Source organism: Nocardia sp. CA-136227, from assembly GCF_050955695.1.
Lineage (GTDB): Bacteria > Actinomycetota > Actinomycetes > Mycobacteriales > Mycobacteriaceae > Nocardia.
This window is the reverse complement of sequence record NZ_CP192081.1, coordinates 1,443,073-1,463,406: the sequence shown is the minus strand read 5'-3', so window position 1 is coordinate 1,463,406 and position 20,334 is coordinate 1,443,073. Positions and strand designations below refer to the sequence as shown.

General features: G+C 68.5%; 17 protein-coding genes. 9 read left to right on the top strand and 8 right to left on the bottom strand.

The genetic code is table 11. From position 1 onward, the window contains the following. Nucleotides 1-4: 4 nt before the first annotated feature. Nucleotides 5-652: a hypothetical protein gene (locus tag ACQP06_RS06625; RefSeq protein WP_404204776.1), complete on the bottom strand. Its 648-nt coding sequence runs from the start codon at nt 650-652 to the stop codon at nt 5-7. A 105-nt stretch (nt 653-757) separates the two neighbouring features. On the opposite strand from ACQP06_RS06625, the gene ACQP06_RS06620 reads away from it, so the two are divergent. Together ACQP06_RS06620 and ACQP06_RS06615 are read left to right on the top strand one after the other, a co-directional pair. Further along, on the top strand, nt 758-2,008 hold the full coding sequence (locus ACQP06_RS06620; protein WP_433671220.1) for an oxygenase MpaB family protein: 1,251 nt from the start codon (nt 758-760) through the stop codon (nt 2,006-2,008). A 56-nt stretch (nt 2,009-2,064) separates the two neighbouring features. Next, nucleotides 2,065-3,042 carry an NAD(P)H-dependent flavin oxidoreductase gene (locus ACQP06_RS06615; RefSeq protein WP_433671218.1) on the top strand — a complete coding sequence of 326 codons (978 nt, stop codon included), beginning with the start codon at nt 2,065-2,067 and terminating at the stop codon, nt 3,040-3,042. A 71-nt stretch (nt 3,043-3,113) separates the two neighbouring features. Here ACQP06_RS06615 and ACQP06_RS06610 read toward each other — a convergent pair whose 3' ends face one another. Further along, nucleotides 3,114-4,841 carry a GMC oxidoreductase gene (locus ACQP06_RS06610; protein ID WP_433671216.1) on the bottom strand — a complete coding sequence of 576 codons (1,728 nt, stop codon included), beginning with the start codon at nt 4,839-4,841 and terminating at the stop codon, nt 3,114-3,116. Nucleotides 4,842-5,009: 168 nt separating this feature from the next. Between ACQP06_RS06610 and ACQP06_RS06605 the strand changes: the two genes are divergently transcribed. Both ACQP06_RS06605 and ACQP06_RS06600 read left to right on the top strand, forming a co-directional pair. After that, nucleotides 5,010-5,144: a hypothetical protein gene (locus ACQP06_RS06605; protein ID WP_433671214.1), complete on the top strand. Its 135-nt coding sequence runs from the start codon at nt 5,010-5,012 to the stop codon at nt 5,142-5,144. Nucleotides 5,145-5,229: 85 nt separating this feature from the next. Further along, entirely contained in the window at nt 5,230-6,300 is a 1,071-nt protein-coding gene (locus ACQP06_RS06600) for a YeiH family protein (RefSeq protein ID WP_433673253.1), read from the top strand. Nucleotides 6,301-6,361: 61 nt separating this feature from the next. On the opposite strand, the gene ACQP06_RS06595 is transcribed toward ACQP06_RS06600, so the two are convergent. Next, nucleotides 6,362-7,504: a lipase family protein gene (locus ACQP06_RS06595; protein WP_433671212.1), complete on the bottom strand. Its 1,143-nt coding sequence runs from the start codon at nt 7,502-7,504 to the stop codon at nt 6,362-6,364. Between the two features lie 223 nt (nt 7,505-7,727). Between ACQP06_RS06595 and ACQP06_RS06590 the strand changes: the two genes are divergently transcribed. Next, complete coding sequence (locus ACQP06_RS06590) at nt 7,728-8,297, top strand: NADPH-dependent FMN reductase (protein ID WP_433671210.1); 570 nt, start codon at nt 7,728-7,730, stop codon at nt 8,295-8,297. A 64-nt stretch (nt 8,298-8,361) separates the two neighbouring features. Here the strand turns inward: ACQP06_RS06590 and fadD32 are convergent, their stop codons facing one another. After that, nucleotides 8,362-10,242, bottom strand: coding sequence for a long-chain-fatty-acid--AMP ligase FadD32 (gene fadD32, locus ACQP06_RS06585; protein ID WP_433671208.1), 1,881 nt, complete (start codon nt 10,240-10,242; stop codon nt 8,362-8,364). 109 nt (nt 10,243-10,351) lie between these two features. Then, nucleotides 10,352-11,596: a KasA/KasB family beta-ketoacyl-ACP synthase gene (locus ACQP06_RS06580; RefSeq protein ID WP_433671206.1), complete on the bottom strand. Its 1,245-nt coding sequence runs from the start codon at nt 11,594-11,596 to the stop codon at nt 10,352-10,354. 291 nt (nt 11,597-11,887) lie between these two features. Here ACQP06_RS06580 and ACQP06_RS06575 point away from each other — a divergent pair, with 291 nt between their 5' ends. Beyond that, nucleotides 11,888-12,886, top strand: a complete 999-nt coding sequence (locus ACQP06_RS06575) for an acyl-ACP desaturase (RefSeq protein ID WP_433671204.1) — start codon at nt 11,888-11,890, stop codon at nt 12,884-12,886. A gap of 54 nt (nt 12,887-12,940) precedes the next feature. Here ACQP06_RS06575 and ACQP06_RS06570 read toward each other — a convergent pair whose 3' ends face one another. Genes ACQP06_RS06570 through ACQP06_RS06560 form a run of 3 tightly spaced genes read right to left on the bottom strand, consistent with a single transcriptional unit; the run spans nt 12,941 to nt 16,089 of the window. Beyond that, a complete protein-coding gene (locus tag ACQP06_RS06570; RefSeq protein WP_433671203.1) occupies nt 12,941-13,774 on the bottom strand; it encodes a DUF72 domain-containing protein in 834 nt (277 codons plus the stop codon). 10 nt (nt 13,775-13,784) lie between these two features. Then, a complete protein-coding gene (gene glpK, locus ACQP06_RS06565) occupies nt 13,785-15,299 on the bottom strand; it encodes a glycerol kinase GlpK (protein WP_433671201.1) in 1,515 nt (504 codons plus the stop codon). Between the two features lie 25 nt (nt 15,300-15,324). After that, complete coding sequence (locus ACQP06_RS06560) at nt 15,325-16,089, bottom strand: IclR family transcriptional regulator (protein WP_433671199.1); 765 nt, start codon at nt 16,087-16,089, stop codon at nt 15,325-15,327. 173 nt (nt 16,090-16,262) lie between these two features. Here ACQP06_RS06560 and glpK (ACQP06_RS06555) point away from each other — a divergent pair, with 173 nt between their 5' ends. From glpK (ACQP06_RS06555) to ACQP06_RS06545, 3 genes are all read left to right on the top strand, one after another. After that, nucleotides 16,263-17,792: a glycerol kinase GlpK gene (gene glpK, locus ACQP06_RS06555; RefSeq protein WP_433671197.1), complete on the top strand. Its 1,530-nt coding sequence runs from the start codon at nt 16,263-16,265 to the stop codon at nt 17,790-17,792. A 54-nt stretch (nt 17,793-17,846) separates the two neighbouring features. Beyond that, nucleotides 17,847-19,523: a glycerol-3-phosphate dehydrogenase gene (glpD, locus tag ACQP06_RS06550; protein ID WP_433671195.1), complete on the top strand. Its 1,677-nt coding sequence runs from the start codon at nt 17,847-17,849 to the stop codon at nt 19,521-19,523. Between the two features lie 254 nt (nt 19,524-19,777). Next, nucleotides 19,778-20,248 carry a hypothetical protein gene (locus ACQP06_RS06545; RefSeq protein ID WP_433671193.1) on the top strand — a complete coding sequence of 157 codons (471 nt, stop codon included), beginning with the start codon at nt 19,778-19,780 and terminating at the stop codon, nt 20,246-20,248. Nucleotides 20,249-20,334: the final 86 nt, after the last annotated feature.

The window sequence follows — 20,334 nt, the reverse complement described above, 5'->3', positions numbered from 1 at the left end:
ATCGTCAGCCGGCGGCCATTTCGCGTTGCACGGTGGTGGTGATCTCGGCGGCGGTGAGGATCATGGCCACCAGGAAGTCGACGAGCTGGGCGCGGTCGATGGCCAGTTCGCCGCGCAGCCATTCGGTGAGGATCTCCAGGCCGCCGTGGGCGACCGTGCGGGCGGACAGCTCGGCGTGCAGGCCCGCGACCGCCTCCTCGCCGAGCAGTTCCCGGCCCTGGTCGAGCATGACGTTCGCGACGACATTGACGAGTTCGGTTCTGCGGTGCCGCAATTCGTCGGTGAGCTGCATGTCGATGGTGAGCCGGCGCCGGGCCGGATGGTCGGCGATGGCGGTGATCCCGGCCTCCACCACCGCGCGCAGGCGGACGCGGGTGTCGGCGGGCGCGGTGGTGATGGCGGTCATGACCGCGCCGACGACCTCGGCGAGCTGCTCGTCGGCCAGCTCGAACAGCAGCCGGTCGGTGTGGCCGTAGGTCTCGTAGAAGTAGCGGTCGTTGAGACCGGCGCGGGCGCACAGGGCGCGCACCTTCAGACCGGCGATGCCCTCCTCGGCGATGGCTTCGAGGGCGGCCTCGCGCAGGCGTTCGCGGCGCTGGTTCCGGCGTTCGTCCGCGCTGAGCCCGGCGTAGCGCCCACGAGGTGTTTCCACGGTTTCGCCCTGTCTCTTGCCATGCCCCCACAGTTTGGTGAAGACTATCACCAAAGTTCTGGTGACATCCTTCACCAGAAACTCAGTGCACCCAGGAGGCACGCAATGACGCGTTCCGAGTTGCCCGATCCGGTGATCTTCCGGGAGTTCCCCTTCAACTTCGGGGTCAAGGTTCTCGGCCCCGGCGATATCCGGCCCACCCCCGAACAGCAGGCGGCGTACCGGAAATTCACCGCCCTGGGCGATCCGCTGGCCGACGACGTGGTCGCCATGTTCAAGCGACTGCCCACCGGACAGGGCCGGGCCATGTTCGAGACGGCCCTGGAACGCGGCATCGACCAGGTGCCCGACGCACCCACGGAACTGAAAGCCCTTTTCGCACAACTCGATTCGCTGCCGTTCTGGCTCGACCGGGACAAGCTGGACCTCGCCGCCCGGGTCAGCGGACGAGTCGGTCCGTGGGCGACCAATCTGGCGCTGTCCATGTTCGCGCTCAATGGCGGCTATCTGGCCTCCCGCGCAGGAAAGGTGCTGATCGGCACCGGCGGCCTGTCCGCGCGGAACATGGCCCCGCGCCGGGTCGCCGAGACCGTGGGCTGGTGGATGGACGCCACCGCGCGCGGCGGGCTCGAGCGGTTCGCGCCCGGGTTCAAGAACACGGTGCGGGTGCGGATCATGCACGCGCAGGTCCGCGCCGGAATGAAGCAGCGGCCCGACTGGGACTACGAGCAGTGGGACGAGCCGGTGAACCAGTCGCTGACCGCGGGCACCCTCATGCTCTTCTCGCTGGCCACCATCGCGGGCTGCAATACCGTCGGACTCACGTTCTCCCGCAAGGAGAAAGCGGCCGTCTACCACCTGTGGCGCTACGTCGGGCATCTGATCGGACTCGACCCGGAGGTCGTGCCGGCCGACGAGACCGACACCTGGCGGCTGCTGTGGCTGCAAGCCGACTACGAATTCCTGCCCGACGAGGATTCGCGCGCACTGTCCAAGGCGCTCATCTCGGCGCTCGGCAGCATCTACGGGTTCGACGGCCGCGACCTGCGTTCCCGCCTGATCAGCCGGGCCTACACCCTCTACGCCGCGTCCTACGGCCGAATCATGGTGGGCCGCACCAATGCCGACTTCCTGGAGATGCCGCGCAGCCGGTTCTTCATGGCGGCCATCTTCGCCACCGCGGGGATCAATGGGGCGCTGGAGGTTCCGCGCCGGATCATCCCGGGCGCGACCCGGCTCAGCGAGACCGTGGGACGCCGGATCACCGAGCGCATGCACGCCCGGATCGTGCGCGCGAACCGGCCCGATCACAGCTACGCCCGCCACGACCGGCTGGCCGAAACCCGCGCGGCGTGAGTTATTACCGACGAGTAAGGTTCGTCGGGTAACCCCTTGATGAAGGAATCTGGTTCATGAGCCTGCCGCCCATCCTGTCCTCGCGCCTGCGCCTGCCCGCGGTCGCCTCCCCGATGTTCATCGTGTCCGGGCCCGAACTGGTGATCGCCCAGTCCAAAGCCGGCATCGTGGGTTCGTTCCCGTCGCTGAACGCGCGCCCGCAGTCGCTCTTCAAGGAGTGGCTGGTGCGGATCAACGAGGAACTCGCCAAGCACGACGCCGACAATCCGGACCGGCCGTCCGCGCCCTACGCGGTGAACCTGATCGTGCACAAGAGCAATGACCGGCTGGACGAGGACCTGGCCACGGTGGTCGAGCACAAGGTGCCGATCGTCATCACCTCGCTGGGCGCGCGCCCGGACGTGAACGAGGCCGTGCACTCCTACGGCGGCATCGTGCTGCACGACATCATCAACAATGTGTTCGCGCACAAGGCCGTCGAGCGCGGCGCGGACGGCCTGATCGCGGTGGCGGCGGGCGCGGGCGGGCACGCCGGGCCGCAGTCGCCGTTCGCGCTGGTCCAGGAGATCCGGGACTGGTTCGACGGGCCGCTGCTGCTGTCGGGGTCCATCGCGCACGGCCGGTCCATCCTGGCCGCGCAGGCCGCGGGCGCGGACCTGGCCTACATCGGCTCCGCCTTCATCGCCACCGACGAGGCCAATGCGGTCCCCGGCTATAAGCAGATGATCGTCGACTCCGCCGCGGGCGACATCGTCTACTCCAACCTGTTCACCGGCGTCCACGGCAACTACCTGCGCGGCAGCATCACCGCCGCGGGCATGGACCCCGACAACCTGGGCCAGTCCGACCCGTCGGCCATGGACTTCGGCACCGGCGAATCGGATTCGACCACGCCCGGCGCCAAGCCGTGGAAGGACATCTGGGGCTCGGGCCAGGGCATCGGCTCGGTCGACGCGGTCCTCCCGGCCGCCGACCTGGTCGAGCGGCTGATCCGCGAGTACGACGAGGCCAAGGCGCGTCTGCTGGCGCTCTGATCGAATGCGAAGGGCGGGCGCATGTTTCGCGCCCGCCCTTCGTGTTTTCCGGAACTCTCGCTTCCCGGAAGCTATATCCCCGGCACGTCGACCCGGGGCATCGTGATCTCCACGATCGGCAGGCGCAGCGCGGCCGGGGCCGTGGGCGGGACCACGGGACTGCGCGGTGCGGTCGGGTCGATCCGCCGATAGGCCGCACCCGGCTCCGGGCGGGGATCGGGCTCACCCTTGTTGGGCCACAAGGAGATCGCGCGTTCGGCCTGGGCGGTGATGGTGAGCGACGGGTTGACGCCGAGGTTCGCCGAGATGGTGGAGCCGTCGACGATGTGCAGGCCAGGGTGGCCGTAGAGGCGGTGGTAGGCGTCCACGACGCCGGTGGCGGGCGAGTCCCCGATGGCGCAGCCGCCCAGGAAATGACCGGTCATCGGAATCTTGAGGATGCTCGAGCTCGCGCCGATCGGAATGCCGTCGACGGCGTCGGCGACCCGGCGGGCGACCTCGTGTCCGGCCGGTACCCAGGTCGGGTTGGGTTGGCCGTCACCCTGTTTGGTGGTCATGCGGCGGCCGAAGGGCCCGCGCTTGGTGTAGGTGGTGATGGAGTTGTCCACCGACTGCATGACCAGCAGGCCGATGGTGCGCTCGGACCAGTGGCGGGAATTGTGCACCCGCACCGCGTCACGGGGGTGGCGGCGGGCCGCCCGTAGCCACAGCCGCCAGCGCGGGGTATCGCCCTCGTCGTCGACCATCAGGGTGCTCATGACGCCGAAGGCATTGCTGCCCTTGCCATATCGAACCGGTTCCACGTGGGTGTCGTGGTCGGGGTGGATCGAGGAGGTGATCGCCACGCCCTTGGTGTAGTCCGCCTGCGGGTCGCGGCTGCGCACGCCGAGCAGCTCCTCGGAGTTGGTGCGGGACAGATAACCGAGCCGATCGGAGATCCCGGTGAGCGAGCCCTTGTCCCGCAGCCGGTGCAGCAGGCGCTGCGTGCCCAGCGAGGCGGCCGCGAAAATCACCTGTTCGGCGGTGAATTCGCTCCGCTGCTTACGGAACAGCCGCCCGGTGCGCGCCGTCTCCACGGCGTACCCGCCGCCGTTCAACGGCCGCACATCGGTGACCGTGGTCAGCGGATGCACCACGGCCCCTGCCTTTTCGGCCAGATACAGATAGTTCTTGACCAGGGTGTTCTTGGCATTGTGCCGGCACCCCGTCATGCACTCGCCGCAATGGGTGCAGGTGCGCCGGCTCGGCCCGGCCCCGCCGAAGAACGGGTCCGGCACATCCTCACCCGGACGCCGACCGGCCCCGCCGAAGAAGACGCCGACAGGCGTGGCCTGATAACTGTCGCCGATCCCCATACTGTCCGCCACGTCCCGCAGCACCCGGTCCGCAGGCGTGGTCGCCGGATTCGCCGTCACCCCCAGCATCCGCTTGGCCTGGTCGTAGTGCGGCGCGAGCTCGCTCTTCCAGTCGGTGATGTGCCCCCACTGCCGGTCCGCGTAGAACTTGTCCGGCGGCTCGTACAGCGTGTTGGCGTACACCAGCGAGCCACCGCCCACCCCCGCCCCGGCCATCACGAACGTGTCGTTCAACAGCGCCAGCCGCTGAATCCCGAAGCACCCCAACGCCGGAGCCCACAAATACTGCCGCAGCCGCCAGGACGTCTTCGCGAACTCATGGTCCTCGAACCGCCGCCCGGCCTCCATCACGCCGACGCGATACCCCTTCTCGGTCAGCCGCAGCGCACTCACACTGCCCCCGAACCCGGAGCCGATCACGATGACGTCGTAGTCGAATCGCATACCCCGACGCTACGACCAGCGGATATGACCACATGACAGACCGACGGCCACAAAATCCACACTTTCGGCCACAAGACCTGGAATCAGGGCGAGTGCAAGGGTGTCCGAAAACCTCCGGTGGGCTCATAGTTCACGACGCTGTATCGCGTTATGACCTGGAGGTTCCTGGTGAACAGTCCCACTCCCCCGTCGTCGAGGCTGGATGCCCTCGGGCGGCTCGGGGCCGACTGGTGGTCCGTGATCGTGTCGGGCGTGGTGGTCGCGCTCGCTGTGCTCGGCGTGCTGCCGAAGATTCCGTGGTGACGGGATGAGTGACATCGCTGTCAACACGGGTGAGAAGGTCGGATCCGGTTCCGGTGCGGAGGAATTCGATCAGCCTTCGGGGCCGCTGACGCTCGCGCGGCTGCTCGGTTACGTTCCGGGTGTAGTGCTGCTGATCGCGGTCGGCGTGCTCGGGAAGTATGCGCAGATCTGGTGGAACAGTGCCGCCAAGCATCAGCATTGGACTGTTCCCGATATCGAGTTCGTGCTGTGGGCCATTCTGATCGGGCTGGTGATCACCAATACCGTTGGGCTGCATCCGATCTTCCGGCCGGGGGTGGGGACGTACGAGTTCTGGCTGAAGATCGGGATCGTGGCGCTGGGGTCGCGGTTCGTGCTCGGGGATGTGGCGAAGCTGGGTGGGACCAGTTTTCTGCAGATCCTGATCGATATGACGGTGTCGGGGGCGATCATTCTCGCGGTGGCACGGTGGCTGGGGCTGTCGGGGAAGCTCGGGTCGCTCTTGGCCATCGGCACCTCGATTTGCGGGGTGTCGGCGATCATCGCGGGGAAGGGCGCGATTCGGGCGCGGAACTCCGAGGTCGGTTATGCCATCGCGGCGATTCTGGCGCTCGGCGCGGTCGCGCTGTTCGCGCTGCCGCCGCTCGGGCACGCGATCGGGCTCAGTGATCACGAGTTCGGGTTGTGGGCCGGTCTGGCGGTCGACAATACGGCCGAGACCACGGCCACCGGGTACTTGTTCTCCGATGAGGCGGGCAAGGTCGCGGTGCTGGTGAAGTCGACGCGGAACGCGCTGATCGGGTTCGTGGTGCTGGGATTCGCGGCCTACTGGGCCGCGCGGGGCGAGGCCGATGCGATCGCGCCGGGCGTGCGGGCCAAGGCGGCGTTCGTGTGGTCCAAGTTCCCGAAGTTCGTGCTCGGCTTCCTGGCGGTGTCGGCGGTGGCCACCTTCCACTGGCTGTCCAAGCAGCAGACGACCAACCTGGCCAATGTGTCTCGGTGGGCGTTCCTGCTGACCTTCGCGGGCGTCGGGTTGAACACCAATATTCGTGAGCTGGCCCGGACCGGCTGGCGGCCGCTCGTGGTCGCGGTGGTCGGGCTGGTGACGGTCGCGGTGGTGTCGCTGGGGCTGGTGCTGTTCACCTCGCGCGTCCTGCACTGGGGTGTCGCGGGCTGAGACCGGATATGACGAAGGGCCGGGATCCGATGCGGATCCCGGCCCTTCGCGATGTCGCGGATTACGCGCCGCGTTGCAGCGCGGGCGCGGCGGCGTCTTCGGCGAGCCGCTCGGACAGGAAGCGCATGGCCGGTCCGGCGAAGGCCATCGCGCCGCCGATGTGCTCGCGGCCCTTCAGGGTTCGCATGGTGACGTCCGCGCCGAGCGCCGTCCAGTCCTCCGCCAGCCGCACGGCCTGCGGATACGGGATGACCTGCTCGGCGGTGCCGCCCGCGACCAGCACCGGTGCGGTGGGCGCGATTCCGCCGAGCCGGTTCTCCAGCAGCCGGGCCTTCACCTCGGGCACCTCGAAGGGCAGGCGGTGGCAGTAGGTGGAGACGCGGGTCGGGACCAGCAGGCCCGCGCCGACGCCGAGCAGGCCGGCGGCGGCGATGTGGGTGCGGCGGAACAGCGCGGCCAGGGCGCGGCCCTGGGTGTTGAGGTGCCGCAGGACGTTCAGTTCCGGGTAGGCGGCCTCGATGCCGAGGACGCCGTAGAAGAGGAGGAACGCCGCGGGCGTGCCGTCCAGGAACTTCACCATGTCGAGCATGTCGGCGGGGGCCGAGCCGACCGCGCCGCCCGCGATCCGCAGCTCGGGGGCGTAGGTGGGCGCCAGCTGCAAGGCCCAGCCCGCGGCATTGCCGCCCTCGGAGTAGCCGTAGATGCCGACCGGACCGTCCGGATCCAGGTCCGCTCCGGTCACATGCCGCGCGGCGCGAACGCTGTCCAGGACAGCGGGGCCGAGGGCACGGCCCATCACGTACGGGTGCAGGCCGGGATTGCCGAGTCCGGGATAGTCGGTGACGGCCAGGGCCCAGCCGCGATTCAGGGCGACACGCAGGAAGACCGACTCGTATTCGACGCCGAAGCGCAGCTGCCAGGAGGCGGCGGCGACCGTGCTCGCCAAACCCTGGGTGCCGACCGCGTAGCCGACGAGCGGGCGGGGGCCGGGACCGCGCCACGGCGTGTTCGGAACCAGGACGGTGCCGCTGACCTGCGTCGGAGCTCCGGTGGCGGTGGTCGAGGTGTAGCTGATGCGCCAGGCGCGCGCGGGCAGTTTCAGTCCGGGCAGCATTCTCGCCGTCATCGGTTCGGCGGCCAGCAGTCTGCCGGGTCCGAACGCACCGACCGCCGCCTCATCGAAGCGGTTGGCGTTCGCAGTCATCGTTGCCTGCCCTTCTCGCACTAACTCGCGTTATGCAGTTGTCGCACAACCGGATCCAGGGGGCATCAGCTGTCCCGGACAGTCCGGCTGATCGAAACCATACCCACTATGCGAGATAACGACACCTGTTGTCACAACAACTCCCAGTCGGTGGGACGGCGCATACGAGACAACCGTCCAGATCACCCGAAATACTCCGGCCCCGCCGCGGGTTGCCGAAGCCGTGACCATTCCACGCATCCTGCTGGTCTCCGGCAGCACCCGTGAGGCCTCGACCAATACCGCCGCGCTGCGCACCATAGCGGCCGACGCCGGATCCGATTTCGTGGCCGTCCGGTACGGGGGCCTGCTCGACCTGCCCGCCTTCGTGCCCGGCGCCGATCCCGAACCGCCCGTGGTCGAGGACCTGCACCGGCAGTTCGCCGAGGTCGACGCGGTGCTGTTCTGCACCCCCGAATACGCGGGCATGATCCCCGGCAGCCTGAAGAACCTGCTGGAGTGGACGGTCGGCAATGCCGATCTCAGCGACAAGCCGGTCGCCTATGTGAACGTCGCCTACGAGGGCCGCGGCGAGGCGGCGGTGGCGACGCTGCGCACGGTGCTCGGCTATGTCGGTGCCGAACTGGTCGAGGCGGCGTGCGGCCGAATCACGGTTCTGCAGAGCGCCGTCGGACCGGAAGGATCGGTTACCGACACCGAGGCCCGCGCCCGCCTGAACGCCGCAGCCCGCGCGCTGGCCGAACACGCCGCCCGCCCCGCCGATTCCGCGACCACGGTCCGGCTCGACACCTGAACACCCCCGGACACGCCGAGGGGCACACCACCACCGGTGTGCCCCTCGGCAACGCGCGCCGGAATCAGTCGACGTGGTCGGGGAAGGCCTGCTGGCGATGGCCGCCCCGGAGGGTGCCCTCCAGATAGGCCGCCTTGCACGCGCGGCGCGCGATCTTGCCGCTGGAGGTGCGGGGAATGGACCCCGCGGGCACCAGCAGCAGGTCTCGGACGGTCACACCGTGCCGCTTGGCGATGGCCGCCCGCACGGTCTCGGTGATCGGCTCCGGATCGAGTTTGGCCGCGCCGGTTCCGCGTTCGGCCACGATGACCAGTTGCTCGGCGCCGGTGGCCGGATCCGAGCCGTTGACCGTGACCAGCTCGCCGGGCAGCTGGTCGCCCGCGACCGAGAAGGCGGCCACGAATCCGGGCCGCAGCGCGGTGCTGGACTCCTGGGCGGAGTACTCCAGATCCTGCGGGTAGTGATTGCGCCCGTCCACGATGACCAGGTCCTTGACCCGGCCGGTGATGAACAGCTCGCCGTCGTAGTACGCGCCGAAGTCACCGGTGCGCATCCAGTTCGCCTCCGGCTCGGCGCCTTCGGCGTGGCTCCGGGGCTGGCGGGCGACGATCCGGTTGTGGAAGGTGGCCTCGCTCTCCTGGGGACGGCCCCAGTAGCCGCGGCCGATGTTCGCGCCGTGCAGCCAGATCTCGCCGACCTCGCCGTCGGGCTTCTCCGCGCCGGTCTCCGGATCCACGATGGCCGCCCACTGCGATAGCGCCACGTACCCGCAGGACACCTGGGACACAGCGTTGTCCGCGTGCTCGTCGACCTCCACCATGCGCCCGGCATTGAGCTTGGTGCGGTCCACCCAGACCGTGCGGGCCTCGTCCTCGCGCTTGGTGGCGGAGACGAACAGGGTGGCCTCGGCCATGCCGTAGCAGGGCTTGATGGCGGTCTTGGGCAGGCCGTAGGGGGCGAAGGCGTCGTTGAACTTCCGCATGGAGGTCACCGACACCGGCTCGCTGCCATTGATCAGGCCGATGACATTGGACAGGTCCAATTCCTCACCGGGCTTGGGCAATCCGCGCGCCGCCGCGTGTTCGAAGGCGAAATTGGGTGCGGCGGCGAAGATCTCGGCGCCGTCCTCCTGGGCGGCCAGTTCCTTGATCCAGCGGTGCGGCCGGCGCACGAAGGCGCTGGGCGACATGATGGTGATGTACTTGCCGCCCAGGGTGGGCAGGATGACGGTCAGCAGCCCCATGTCGTGGAACAGCGGCAGCCAGGTGACGCCGCGCGCCTTCTCGGTGATGCCGATGGCGTCGATCATCTGCAGCAGGTTGGTGCCGACCGCCCGGTGGGTGATCTCGACACCGGCGGGGGTGCGGGTCGATCCGGAGGTGTACTGCAGGTAGGCGACGTCGTCCATCTGCAGGTGCGGGCGCACCCAGCTCTCCCCCACCCCGTCCGGGATGGCCTCGACCGCGATGATGCGCGGACGTTGCGGCGCGGGCAGGTGTTTGAAGATCTCGCGCACCCCGGCCGCGGCCGACCCGACGGTCAGGATGGCCGCGGGGTTGCAGTCCTCGAGCACCGCGTGGAGCCGGTCGGTGTGGCCCTGCTCGTCCGGATCGAACAGCGGCACCGCGATATTGCCCGCGTACACCGAGGCGTACATCGACACGATGTAGTCCAGGCCCTGCGGCGCCAGGATGGCGACGCGGTCCCCCGGCTGCGTGACCTGCTGCAGCCGGGCGGCTACCGCGCGCAGCCGGACGCCGAAGCGGTTCCACGTGATGTCGTGGTACTCCCCGTCGCGTTCGCGTGAATAGTCGATATAGCGGTAGGCGAGCTCGTCCCCGTTGGCCGCGGCATGCTTGTCGACCAGGTCGACCATGGTCTGGTTGTCAGGGATCTTGATGTGGCCGTGCTCGTCCAGATAGTCATCGAAGGTCTCGCCGATCATTCCCTATCCTTTTTCAGCTCGCGGTCCGTCAGAACCGCGCAGTGACACCGAACAAAGATCGACACGAAAGCCCGAATGTAGCTGGGGGCTTCGGGACTCTAGCAGAGGGTCAGTACCTGCCGAAAGCGATGGCGACGTTGTGCCCGCCGAAGCCGAACGAGTTGTTGAGCGCGTACTCGTAGCGTCCCGGCCGAGCCTGGCCCTTCACCACGTCGAGGTCGATCTCCGGGTCCTGATTCTCGAGATTCAGTGTGGGAGGGATGATTCCGTCCCGCACGCTGAGCACGGTGATGACCGACTCCAGCGCACCGACCGCGCCGATCGAATGTCCGAGCGCGGACTTGGGCGCGTACACCGCGGCATGATTGCCGACCGCTTGCCGAATCGCGTTGGCCTCCGCGGTATCCCCGATCGGGGTGGCGGTGGCGTGCGCATTGATATGCGTGACATCGGATTTGGCCAGGCCCGCGAACTCCATCGCGCGGCTCATGGCGCGGGCCGCGCCGGTGCCCTCGGGATCGGGGGCGACCAGGTGGAACCCGTCGGAGGTGATGCCCGCGCCCATGATGCGGGCGTGGATGGTGGCCCCGCGCGCCTTGGCGTGCTCCTCGGTCTCGATCACCATGAGCGCCCCGGCCTCACCGAAGACGAACCCGTCGCGTTCCATGTCGAAGGGGCGGGAGGCGCCCTTGGGGTCGTGGTTACGGGTGCTCATGGCGCGCATCATGGAGAAGCCCGCGATGGGCAGCGCCTGGATGGAACCTTCCACGCCCCCGGTGACCACCATGTCGGCATCGCCCATGACGACCGTGCGCCAGGCGTTCGCGATCGCCTCGGAACCGGACGAACACGCCGAAACAGGCGTCGACACGCCAGCCCTCGCGCCCAATTCGACACCCACGCAGGCGGCCGCGCCGTTCGGCATGACGGCTTGCACGGTGTGCGGCAACACCTTCCGGTAGCCGCCGTTGATCAGCTTGTCGCGGGTGGTGATGAGCATCTCCGCACCGCCGAGACCGGTGCCGATGGAGACGGCGAGGCGATCCTTGTCCACCTCCGGGGATCCGGCGTTGGCCCAGACCTCGCGGCACAGCACCACGGCCATCTGCTCGACGTAGGACAGGCGGCGAGCCTCCGCCTTGGACAACTGGTCGGTGGGCGACACCTTGAGGTGCCCGCCGATCCGGACGGGGAGGCCGAAGTCGTCGAGGAAGCTGTCCTCGAGGACGTCGATCCCGCTCTCGCCGTTGAGTAGCCCCTTCCACGTCGAGTCGACGTCTCCCGCGATCGAGGTGGTCGCAGCCAGGGAGGTGACGACGACACTGGGGTATTTCCGGCGGTTGGGCGTCTGCATGTTCACACTCTCCGTAGCAATGCTTCGGCGAATCGGTTCTCGATCCGCGTGGGCTGTCAAGGGCAGGTGGAAACTGACGAGCGGGCCCGGCTGTAGAGACTCCGGCGGGTGATGAAGACAATATTCGGCGAACTGGGCTAGATTATCCGAGGCGAAGCCGACCAGTCCCATTAAGCGACACGCGGGCATCCCTTTCAATCCCAGAGTCCTACTCGACACGGCGGCCGATCGCCGGATCTCCCGAGCATCATTCCCGCAGTGCCGAGCCATTTCAAGGGAGGGCATACGATCGTGGCCAGGAGTCTCACGCAGTTGGAGCTGCTCCTCGAGCTGGAACCGATTGCCGAGCAGAACGTGAACCGCCATCTATCGATGGCCAAGGACTGGCACCCCCACGACTACGTCCCGTGGGACCAGGGTCGCAACTTCGCAGCTATGGACGGCACGGACTGGCAGCCGGAACAGTCGGCTCTCAGCGAAGTCGCCAAGGCGGCAATGATCACCAATCTTCTCACCGAGGACAATCTGCCCAGCTATCACCGGGAAATCGCCGAGAACTTCTCTCAGGACGGCCCCTGGGGCACCTGGGTGGGCCGCTGGACCGCCGAGGAGAACCGGCACGGCATCGTGATCCGGGACTACCTGGTGGTCACCCGGGGCGTGGATCCGGTGGCGCTGGAGCAGGCGCGGATGACGCACATGACGAGCGGCTACAACGCCGCCCAGCTGATCAAGAAACACTCCGGAACCGACTACGTGCCCGCCGATGCCGGTTTCATGCATTCCGTCGCCTATGTGACGTTTCAGGAATTGGCGACGCGCGTGTCGCACCGCAATACCGGCAAAGCCTGCGACGACCCCATCGCGGACCGCATGCTGCAGCGCATCGCCGCCGACGAGAACCTACACATGATCTTCTACCGCAATATGTGCGGCGCGGCCCTGGACCTCTCGCCGGACCAGGCCATGGAGGCCATCGCCAATGTCGTGCTCCGCTTCCAGATGCCCGGCCTGGGGATGCCCAACTTCCGCCGTAACGGCGTGCTGATGGCCAAGCACGGCATCTACGATCTGCGCCAGCACCTGGAGGAGGTGCTGCTGCCCAACCTCAAGAAGTGGAGCATCTTCGAGCGCAACGACTTCGGGCCCGAGGGCGACCGCCGCCGCAACGAGGTCGGGGTGTACCTGGACAAGCTCCAGAAGGACGTCGTCCGATTCGAGGAACAGCGGGACAAGTCGCTGGCCCGCGAGGCCCGGCGCACCGGCAACCCGCCGCTGCTGATCGGCTGAATCACCCGGCGGCACACGGTGGCCGGACGACGTCCGCCGGGTGCCGCCGGCCCGTCAGAACAGCGTCATCGGATCGGTGGGTTCGGGGGTGGGCAGGGGCGCCAGATCGGGCACGCGCGCGGCCACCTCGGCGTGGAAGCGGCGGGCCAGGGTCCGGGAGGCCGCGTTGTCCGGCGTGTGGATGAACACCGTGGGGGAACGGCCTTCCCGCAGCCAGTCGACCGTGGTGTCGATCCACGGCTGCCAGCCCGCCACGGTGGCGGCGGCGTCGTCGCGGCCGTGATAGCGGACGATCGGGAACTCGGTGAGCGCGCGGGTGCGGCGCGGGTTGTTGGGCTTCTTCGACGACGCCTCGTACTCGGCGGCGCTGGTGGGCGGGGCGGCGAACAGGACGGTGGTGTCGAAAGGGATCCACTCGGCCCCGGCCGCGTTCAGCACCGCTTCGAGTTGCGCTGTGGCGCGCTGGTTCTCGAAGAAGGCAGGGTGGCGCACCTCCACGGCGCAGCGGTAGTGGGACGGGATGGCCTGGAGCAGGTCGGCCAGCGCGGTCAGGTTGGTGAACGAGCCCGGCAGCTGGATCCACAACGCGTGCAGGCGGCGGCCCAGCGGTTCGATGGCGTCGAGGAAGCCCGACATCTCGTCGTCCACGCCGGTGAGGCGGCGGTCGTGCGTGATGGTGCGGGGCAGCTTCATGACGAACCGGAAATCGGGATCGGTTTGCCGGGCCCAGGATTGGACGGTGCGGCGCTGCGGGACCGCGTAGAAGGTGGTGTTGCCCTCCACCGCGTTGCACCAGAAGGAGTAGGTGCGCAGGCGTTCGGCCGGGGGTATCGGCTTCTCCTGCCAGTCCGGGTGTGTCCACATTGCGCAACCGACGTAGAGCCGCATACCTGCCACGTTAGGTCAAGGGCTTCTTGGGGCGCAGCCAACCGAAGGTAAGCTCCACCGCCCGCCGCCAGTTGTCGTACTCCTCGGCGCGCAGCGCGGGGTCCATGCGCGGCAGCCATTGGGCCGCGACGCGCCAATTGTGGCGCAGGCCCTCGAGATCCGGCCAGAAACCGACCGCCAGGCCCGCCGCGTAGGCCGCGCCCAGCGACACCGTCTCCGCCACGATCGGCCGCAGCACCGGGATGTCGAGGACGTCCGCGACGATCTGCATGAGCAGGTTGTCCGAGGTCATGCCGCCCGCCACCCGCAGCGACGCGGCCCGGAGCCCGGAGTCGGCGTTCATGGCCTCGAGCACGTCGCGGGTCTGCCACGCCGTCGCCTCCAGCACGGCCCGCGCTATGTGCCCCTTGGTGATGTACGAGGTGAGCCCGATGAGCAGCCCGCGCGCGTCGCTGCGCCAGTGCGGCGCGTACAGGCCGGAGAAGGCGGGCACCAGGTAGCAGCCGCCATTGTCCTGCACTGTGCCCGCGAGGGTTTCGATCTCGGGAGCGCTCGCGATCAGGCCGATATTGTCGCGCAGCCACTGCACCAGCGAGCCGGTCACCGCGATCGGGCCTTCCAGGGCGTACACCGGTTCCGGACCCACCTGGTAGCCGATGGTGGTGAGCAGCCCGTGTTCGGACCGCACAAGCTCCTTGCCGGTGTTCATCAAGAGGAATCCACCGGTGCCGTAAGTACATTCGGTCTCGCCGGGCGCGAAACAGGTCTGGCCGAACAGCGCCGCGTGCTGGTCACCGAGCGCCGCCGCGATGCGCACGCCGGGCAGCACCTGCGCCGCGGTCCCGAAGTCACCGGTGGACGGCTGGATGTCCGGCAGCATGGCCCGCGGAATGTCGAAGAACCGCAACAGCTCCGAATCCCATTGCAGCGTGGCCAGATTCATCAGCAGCGTGCGCCCGGCATTGGTGACGTCGGTGACGTGCACTCCCCCGTCCGGCCCCCCGGTGAGGTTCCAGATCAGCCAGGTCTCCATGGTCCCGAAAAGCACCTCGCCGCGTTCGGCACGATCCCGCAGACCCGGTGTGCGGTCCAGCAGCCAGCGCAGCCGGGGCGCGGCGAAGTAGGTGGCCAGCGGCAGGCCGCAGAGTTCCCGGATGCGTTCCGCCCCAGGGGTTTCCCGCATGCGCTCGACCAGGTCCTCGGTGCGCACGTCCTGCCACACGATGGCGCGGGCGACCGGCACGCCGGTGGCACGGTCCCACACCACGGTGGTCTCGCGCTGGTTCGCGATGCCCACCGCCGCCACCTGATCGGCGGTGATGCCCGAATCCCGCAGGGCCGCGGGCACGATGCGCTCCACATTGCGCCAGATCTGCACCGCATCCTGCTCCATCCAGCCGGGCCGCGGGTAGTACTGGCGGTGTTCGCGCTGCGCCACGCCGCTCAGGCGGGCGCGCTGATCGAAGAGGATGGCCCGGGTCGAGGTGGTGCCCTGGTCGATGGCGAGCACGAACCGCTGCGTCATGCGTGACTGCTCCTGTCGGGGAAAGTCATTGCGCGCCACCGAGATCCCGGGAGACCGCGGTCGCCGCGTCGCGGACCTGGGTGACCGGTGCGGACCGGATGCGCAGCTGTCCGTCGCAGAGCCGGTCGATCGGCCCGGTGATGCCGATGGCTCCGACCACCAAACCACCCCGGGAGCGAATCGGCGCGGCGACACTCGCCTCGCCGGAACGGTATTCGCCGATATCGCCCGCCCATCCGGCGCGCCGGACCTCGGTGATCGCCCGCCGCAGCGCCGCCGGATCGGTGATGGTGCGATGCGTCAGGGCGGGCAGCGCGCCGTCGCGCATGCCGTCGGCGAGGTCGCCGTCGTAGGCCAGCAGCACCTTGCCCAGCGCGGTCGCGTGCGGCGGCAACTCCTCGCCGACCGCGAGTTCCTGCTCGGTGTTGTCGGGCCGGAAGACGTGGTGGACCACCACCACGCCGCCCTCCACCGGCGCGGCGATGCGTACCGATTCACCGCTGCGCGCGGCCAGGGCGTCGGCCCGATTGATCGCGCGGGAGCGGAGTTCATTGGCGTCCAGGTGCCCGGCCCCGAGGTCCTGCAGCGCCGGACTCAGCAGGTATTTGCCGCTGACCGGGTCCTGATCGACGAATCCGACGCCCTGCAGGGTCCGGAGAATGCCGTGTGCGGTGGGCTTGGCCAGGCCGAGCGCCGCGGCGATCTCGCCGACCGCCATCCGCCCGGAACCGCGGGCCAGCAGCCGCAGAATGGCCGCGGCGCGCTCGATCGACTGAATCGGTCCCGGCACGCTTGAAACCTATCAGCCGTAACCCGCCGGCTAACCGTTCGGCATTGTCGAACGCGTCCCCTGTGCGGACGACGTTCCACTTCGTAGCGTTGACATCGGCCCGGATACGCACCGGTTCCACCCTCTCCACCAGGGATATCGGACTCAATGGCGAGCTTCCCGAAAGGACCGCGATGACGCAGTATGTCGGAGCCATCGATCAAGGCACGACCTCCACGCGCTTCATGGTGTTCGACCACGGCGGCAATGTGGTTGCCCGCCATCAGCTCGAACACGAGCAGATCCTCCCGCAGGCCGGTTGGGTGGAGCACAATCCCGACGAGATCTGGGAGCGCGCCCGCACCGTCATCAAGAGCGCCCTGGCCGGCGCCGGTCTCACCGCGAGCGACCTGGCCGCCGTCGGCGTCACCAATCAGCGCGAGACCACCATCGTGTGGAACCGCCGCACCGGACGCCCCTACTACAACGCCATCGTCTGGCAGGACACCCGCACCGACCGCATCGTGGCCGAGGTCGAGAAGGCGGGCAAGGGCGATCTGATCCGCGAACGCGCCGGACTGCCGCCCGCGCCGTACTTCTCCGGCGGCAAGCTGAAGTGGATCCTCGACAATGTGCCCGGTGTCCGCGAGGACGCGGAGGCCGGTGACGCCCTCTTCGGGACGCCCGACACCTGGATCATCTGGAACCTCACCGGCGGCGTCCAGGGCGGTGTCCACATCACCGACCCCACCAACGCCTCGCGCACCATGCTCATGGATCTCGAAACCCTGGACTGGGACGAGGAATTGCTCGCGGTGTTCGACGTGCCGCGGAGCATGCTGCCGCGCATCGCGCCCTCGGCCGATCCCGAGAGCTTCGGCACCACCAACCCCAATGGCCCGTTCAAGGGCGAGGTGCGGATCGCGGGCGTGCTCGGCGATCAGCAGGCCGCCACCGTCGGCCAGGTCTGCTTCCGGCCCGGCGAGGCCAAGAACACCTACGGCACCGGCAATTTCCTCATGCTGAACACCGGTCCCGAGATCGTGCGCTCCAAGCACGGGCTGCTCACCACCGTCGCCTACCAGTTCGGTGACGACAAACCGGTGTACGCGCTGGAGGGCTCGATCGCCGTCACCGGCTCGGCCGTGCAGTGGCTGCGCGATCAGCTCGGCATCATCTCCGGCGCGGAGCGGGTCGAGGCGCTGGCCCGGCAGGTCTCCGACAACGGCGGCGTGTACTTCGTGCCCGCCTTCTCCGGCCTGTTCGCGCCCTACTGGCGCGCGGACGCCCGTGGCGTCATCGTGGGCCTGTCGCGCTACAGCAACAATGCCCATATCGCCAGGGCCACACTGGAATCCATCTGCTACCAGACCCGCGACGTGGTCGAGGCCATGCAGCAGGACTCCGGCGTCACCCTCGACACGCTGCGCGTGGACGGCGGCGTCACCGCCAACGAACTCGCCATGCAGATCCAGGCCGACTTCCTCGGCGTCCCGGTCTCGCGACCGGTGGTCTCGGAGACCACCGCGCTCGGCGCGGCCTATGCCGCCGGGCTCGCGGTCGGATTCTGGAGCAGCACGGACGAACTCGTCGCCAACTGGCACGAGGACAAGAACTGGCAACCCACCATGACCGAGGAGCAGCGGCGCCGGGGTTACGCGCGCTGGCTCAAAGCCGTGTCCCGCACCCTCGACTGGGTCGACCTCGACGACGACGAGGACTGAGCGGTGACCGGCCCCCATCACAAGCCTGAAATTACCGATAGCAAGGAGCGTTTCGTGTCCGCACAACTGGATCCCGCCTACCGCGCCCGGGCGATTGATTCGCTCGGCGACACCGAAATCGACGTGCTCGTGATCGGTGGTGGAGTGACCGGAGCGGGCGCCGCCCTCGACGCCGCCTCGCGCGGGCTGTCCGTCACCCTGGTCGAGGCGCGCGACTTCGCCGCCGGCACCTCGAGCCGGTCCTCGAAGCTCATCCACGGCGGCCTGCGCTACCTCGAACAGTACGACTTCGCCCTGGTCCGTGAGGCTTTGAAGGAACGCGGCCTGCTGCTCAACAAGCTGGCCCCGCACCTGGTGCACCCGGTGTCGTTCCTGTTCCCGCTGCAGAAGCACTACGAGCGCTTCTACATCGGCGCGGGCATCGCCCTCTACGACACCATGGGCGGCGCGCGCTCGGTGCCGATGCACAAGCACCTGAGCCGTTCCCGCGCACTGGAATTGGCGCCCGCGCTCAAGGAAGACGCCATGACCGGCGCCATCCGCTACTACGACGCGCAGGTCGACGACGCCCGCCACACCATGATGATCGCGCGCACCGCGGCCCAGCACGGCGCGACCGTCCTGACCCGCACCAAGGTCACCGGCCTGCTGCGCGACGGTGAGCGGATCGCCGGCGCGAAGGTCGTGGATCTGGAAACCGGTCTGGAGCACAGCATCCGGGCCCGCACCGTGATCTCGGCGACCGGCGTGTGGACCGACGACATGATCAAGATGACCGGCGTGGAGTTCCCGTTCCACGTGCGCATGTCCAAGGGCGTGCACATCATGGTGCCGCGCGAGAAGCTGGACCTGGGCACCGGCATCGCCATGAAGACCGAGAAGTCGGTGCTGTTCGTCATCCCGTGGGCCGAGCACTGGATCATCGGCACCACCGACACCGACTGGTCGCTGGACAAGAACCACCCGACCGCCACCGCCGGGGACGTCCAGTACATCCTCGACCACGTCAATTCGCTGCTGCGCGAACCACTCACCCGTGCCGACATCGTCGGCACCTACGCGGGCCTGCGGCCGCTCATGACCGGCGCGTCCAAGGAGACCTCGAAGCTCTCGCGCGAACACGCGGTGGCCGAGCCCGCCCCTGGACTGTTCGTCATCGCGGGCGGCAAGTACACCACCTACCGGGTGATGGCCGCCGACGTGGTCGACGCCGCCGCCGAACGCCTGGGCAGCGACGTCGCACCCTCGGTGACCGCGAACCTGCCCATCCTGGGCGCGGTCGGCTACCAGGAACTGCTCGACCGGGTGCCCGAGGTGGCCGCGGCCGCCGGGCTGCCGGAGCAGACCGTCACCCACCTGCTGGGCCGCTACGGCTCGCTGACCGACGAGATCTTCGACCTCATCGCGGCGGTTCCCGCACTGGCCGAACCGATTCCGGGCGCGGAGGACTACCTGGGGGCGGAAGCCGTCTACGCCGCCACCCACGAGGGCGCGCTGCACCTGGACGACCTGCTCACCCGGCGCACCCGCATCTCCATCGAGGTGCCCGATCGCGGACTGAAGGCGGCGCGCGAGATCGCCCGGCTCATCGCCCCGTACCTGGAGTGGGACGACGAGCGCACCAATGCCGAGATCAACCGGTACTTCGACCGCGTGCACGCCGAACTGGCCGCCAACGAGGCGAAGGACGACGAGGCGGCCAACGCGGCCCGCATGATCGCCGTCGGCTGACGACGGATCCGATGGTTCCGACACCGCGCGGGGAGTCTTCCCGCGCGGTGAAAGACCGCATTCTCGTTCACGAAAAGCGCCGTGCCGAAACAGTTTCCGGCACGGCGTTGCGTATTTCGATTCACCGATCCACAGGACGTTCGCCCTTGCCCGTGCCGGGCCCACCCCTCTAGCGTGTTTCCAGAGGTTTGCTGAACTGGAGACCGTAGAGTCGGGTCCAGAGTTGCACCGGACGCCGATCGAGAGGCGAATCAATGGACTTCAGCTCTATTTTTGTCAGCGAGGCCCTGGGCACCGGGATCCTGATCCTGTTCGGCGCGGGCGTGGTAGCCAATGTTGTGCTGGGTAAATCGAAGGGCTTCGACGGCGGCTGGCTGCTGATCAGCTTCGGGTGGGGCATCGCCGTCTTCGCGGGCGTGTACGCCGCCTACATCGCCTACAAGCCGCATTTCGACGAGGAGCCCGACGAGGGTCGCAAGCGCGACCTCGGGCCCCGCATCGCCTACGCGCTGCTGCCCACCCGCCACTCGGCGCACGCTGTCCCGGAACGGATTCCGGCCGGGGTCAGCGCGAGCGGCGCGGCCCGGCGCGTCGTCGAGGACAGCCCCGGCGACCCGGTGACCTCGAACGTCAAGAGCGCCGACTGGAGCTACGCGTGGGTGCCGGTCCTCGGCCCCCTCGTGGGCGGCGCGCTCGCGGGCCTCGTCGCCCAGCTGTATCTGTAGCCCCGAACGCCGCACGGGCCCATCGACCTCGGCGAACGCCGAATGTCGGTGGGCCTTGTTAGTTTTCGCCGCACATCGAGTTGAAC

Coding starts and splice junctions, on each gene's coding strand:
- ACQP06_RS06570 (WP_433671203.1), bottom strand. CDS start 13,774: ATGCGGCTCTACGTCGGTTGCGCAATGTGGACACACCCGGACTGGCAG.
- ACQP06_RS06610 (WP_433671216.1), bottom strand. CDS start 4,841: ATGCGATTCGACTACGACGTCATCGTGATCGGCTCCGGGTTCGGGGGC.
- ACQP06_RS06545 (WP_433671193.1), top strand. CDS start 19,778: ATGGACTTCAGCTCTATTTTTGTCAGCGAGGCCCTGGGCACCGGGATC.
- fadD32 (WP_433671208.1), bottom strand. CDS start 10,242: ATGATCGGCGAGACCTTCGATGACTATCTGGACGAGCACGGCCACATC.
- glpK (WP_433671197.1), top strand. CDS start 16,263: ATGACGCAGTATGTCGGAGCCATCGATCAAGGCACGACCTCCACGCGC.
- ACQP06_RS06580 (WP_433671206.1), bottom strand. CDS start 11,596: ATGCAGACGCCCAACCGCCGGAAATACCCCAGTGTCGTCGTCACCTCC.
- ACQP06_RS06615 (WP_433671218.1), top strand. CDS start 2,065: ATGAGCCTGCCGCCCATCCTGTCCTCGCGCCTGCGCCTGCCCGCGGTC.
- glpK (WP_433671201.1), bottom strand. CDS start 15,299: ATGACGCAGCGGTTCGTGCTCGCCATCGACCAGGGCACCACCTCGACC.
- ACQP06_RS06620 (WP_433671220.1), top strand. CDS start 758: ATGACGCGTTCCGAGTTGCCCGATCCGGTGATCTTCCGGGAGTTCCCC.
- ACQP06_RS06595 (WP_433671212.1), bottom strand. CDS start 7,504: ATGACTGCGAACGCCAACCGCTTCGATGAGGCGGCGGTCGGTGCGTTC.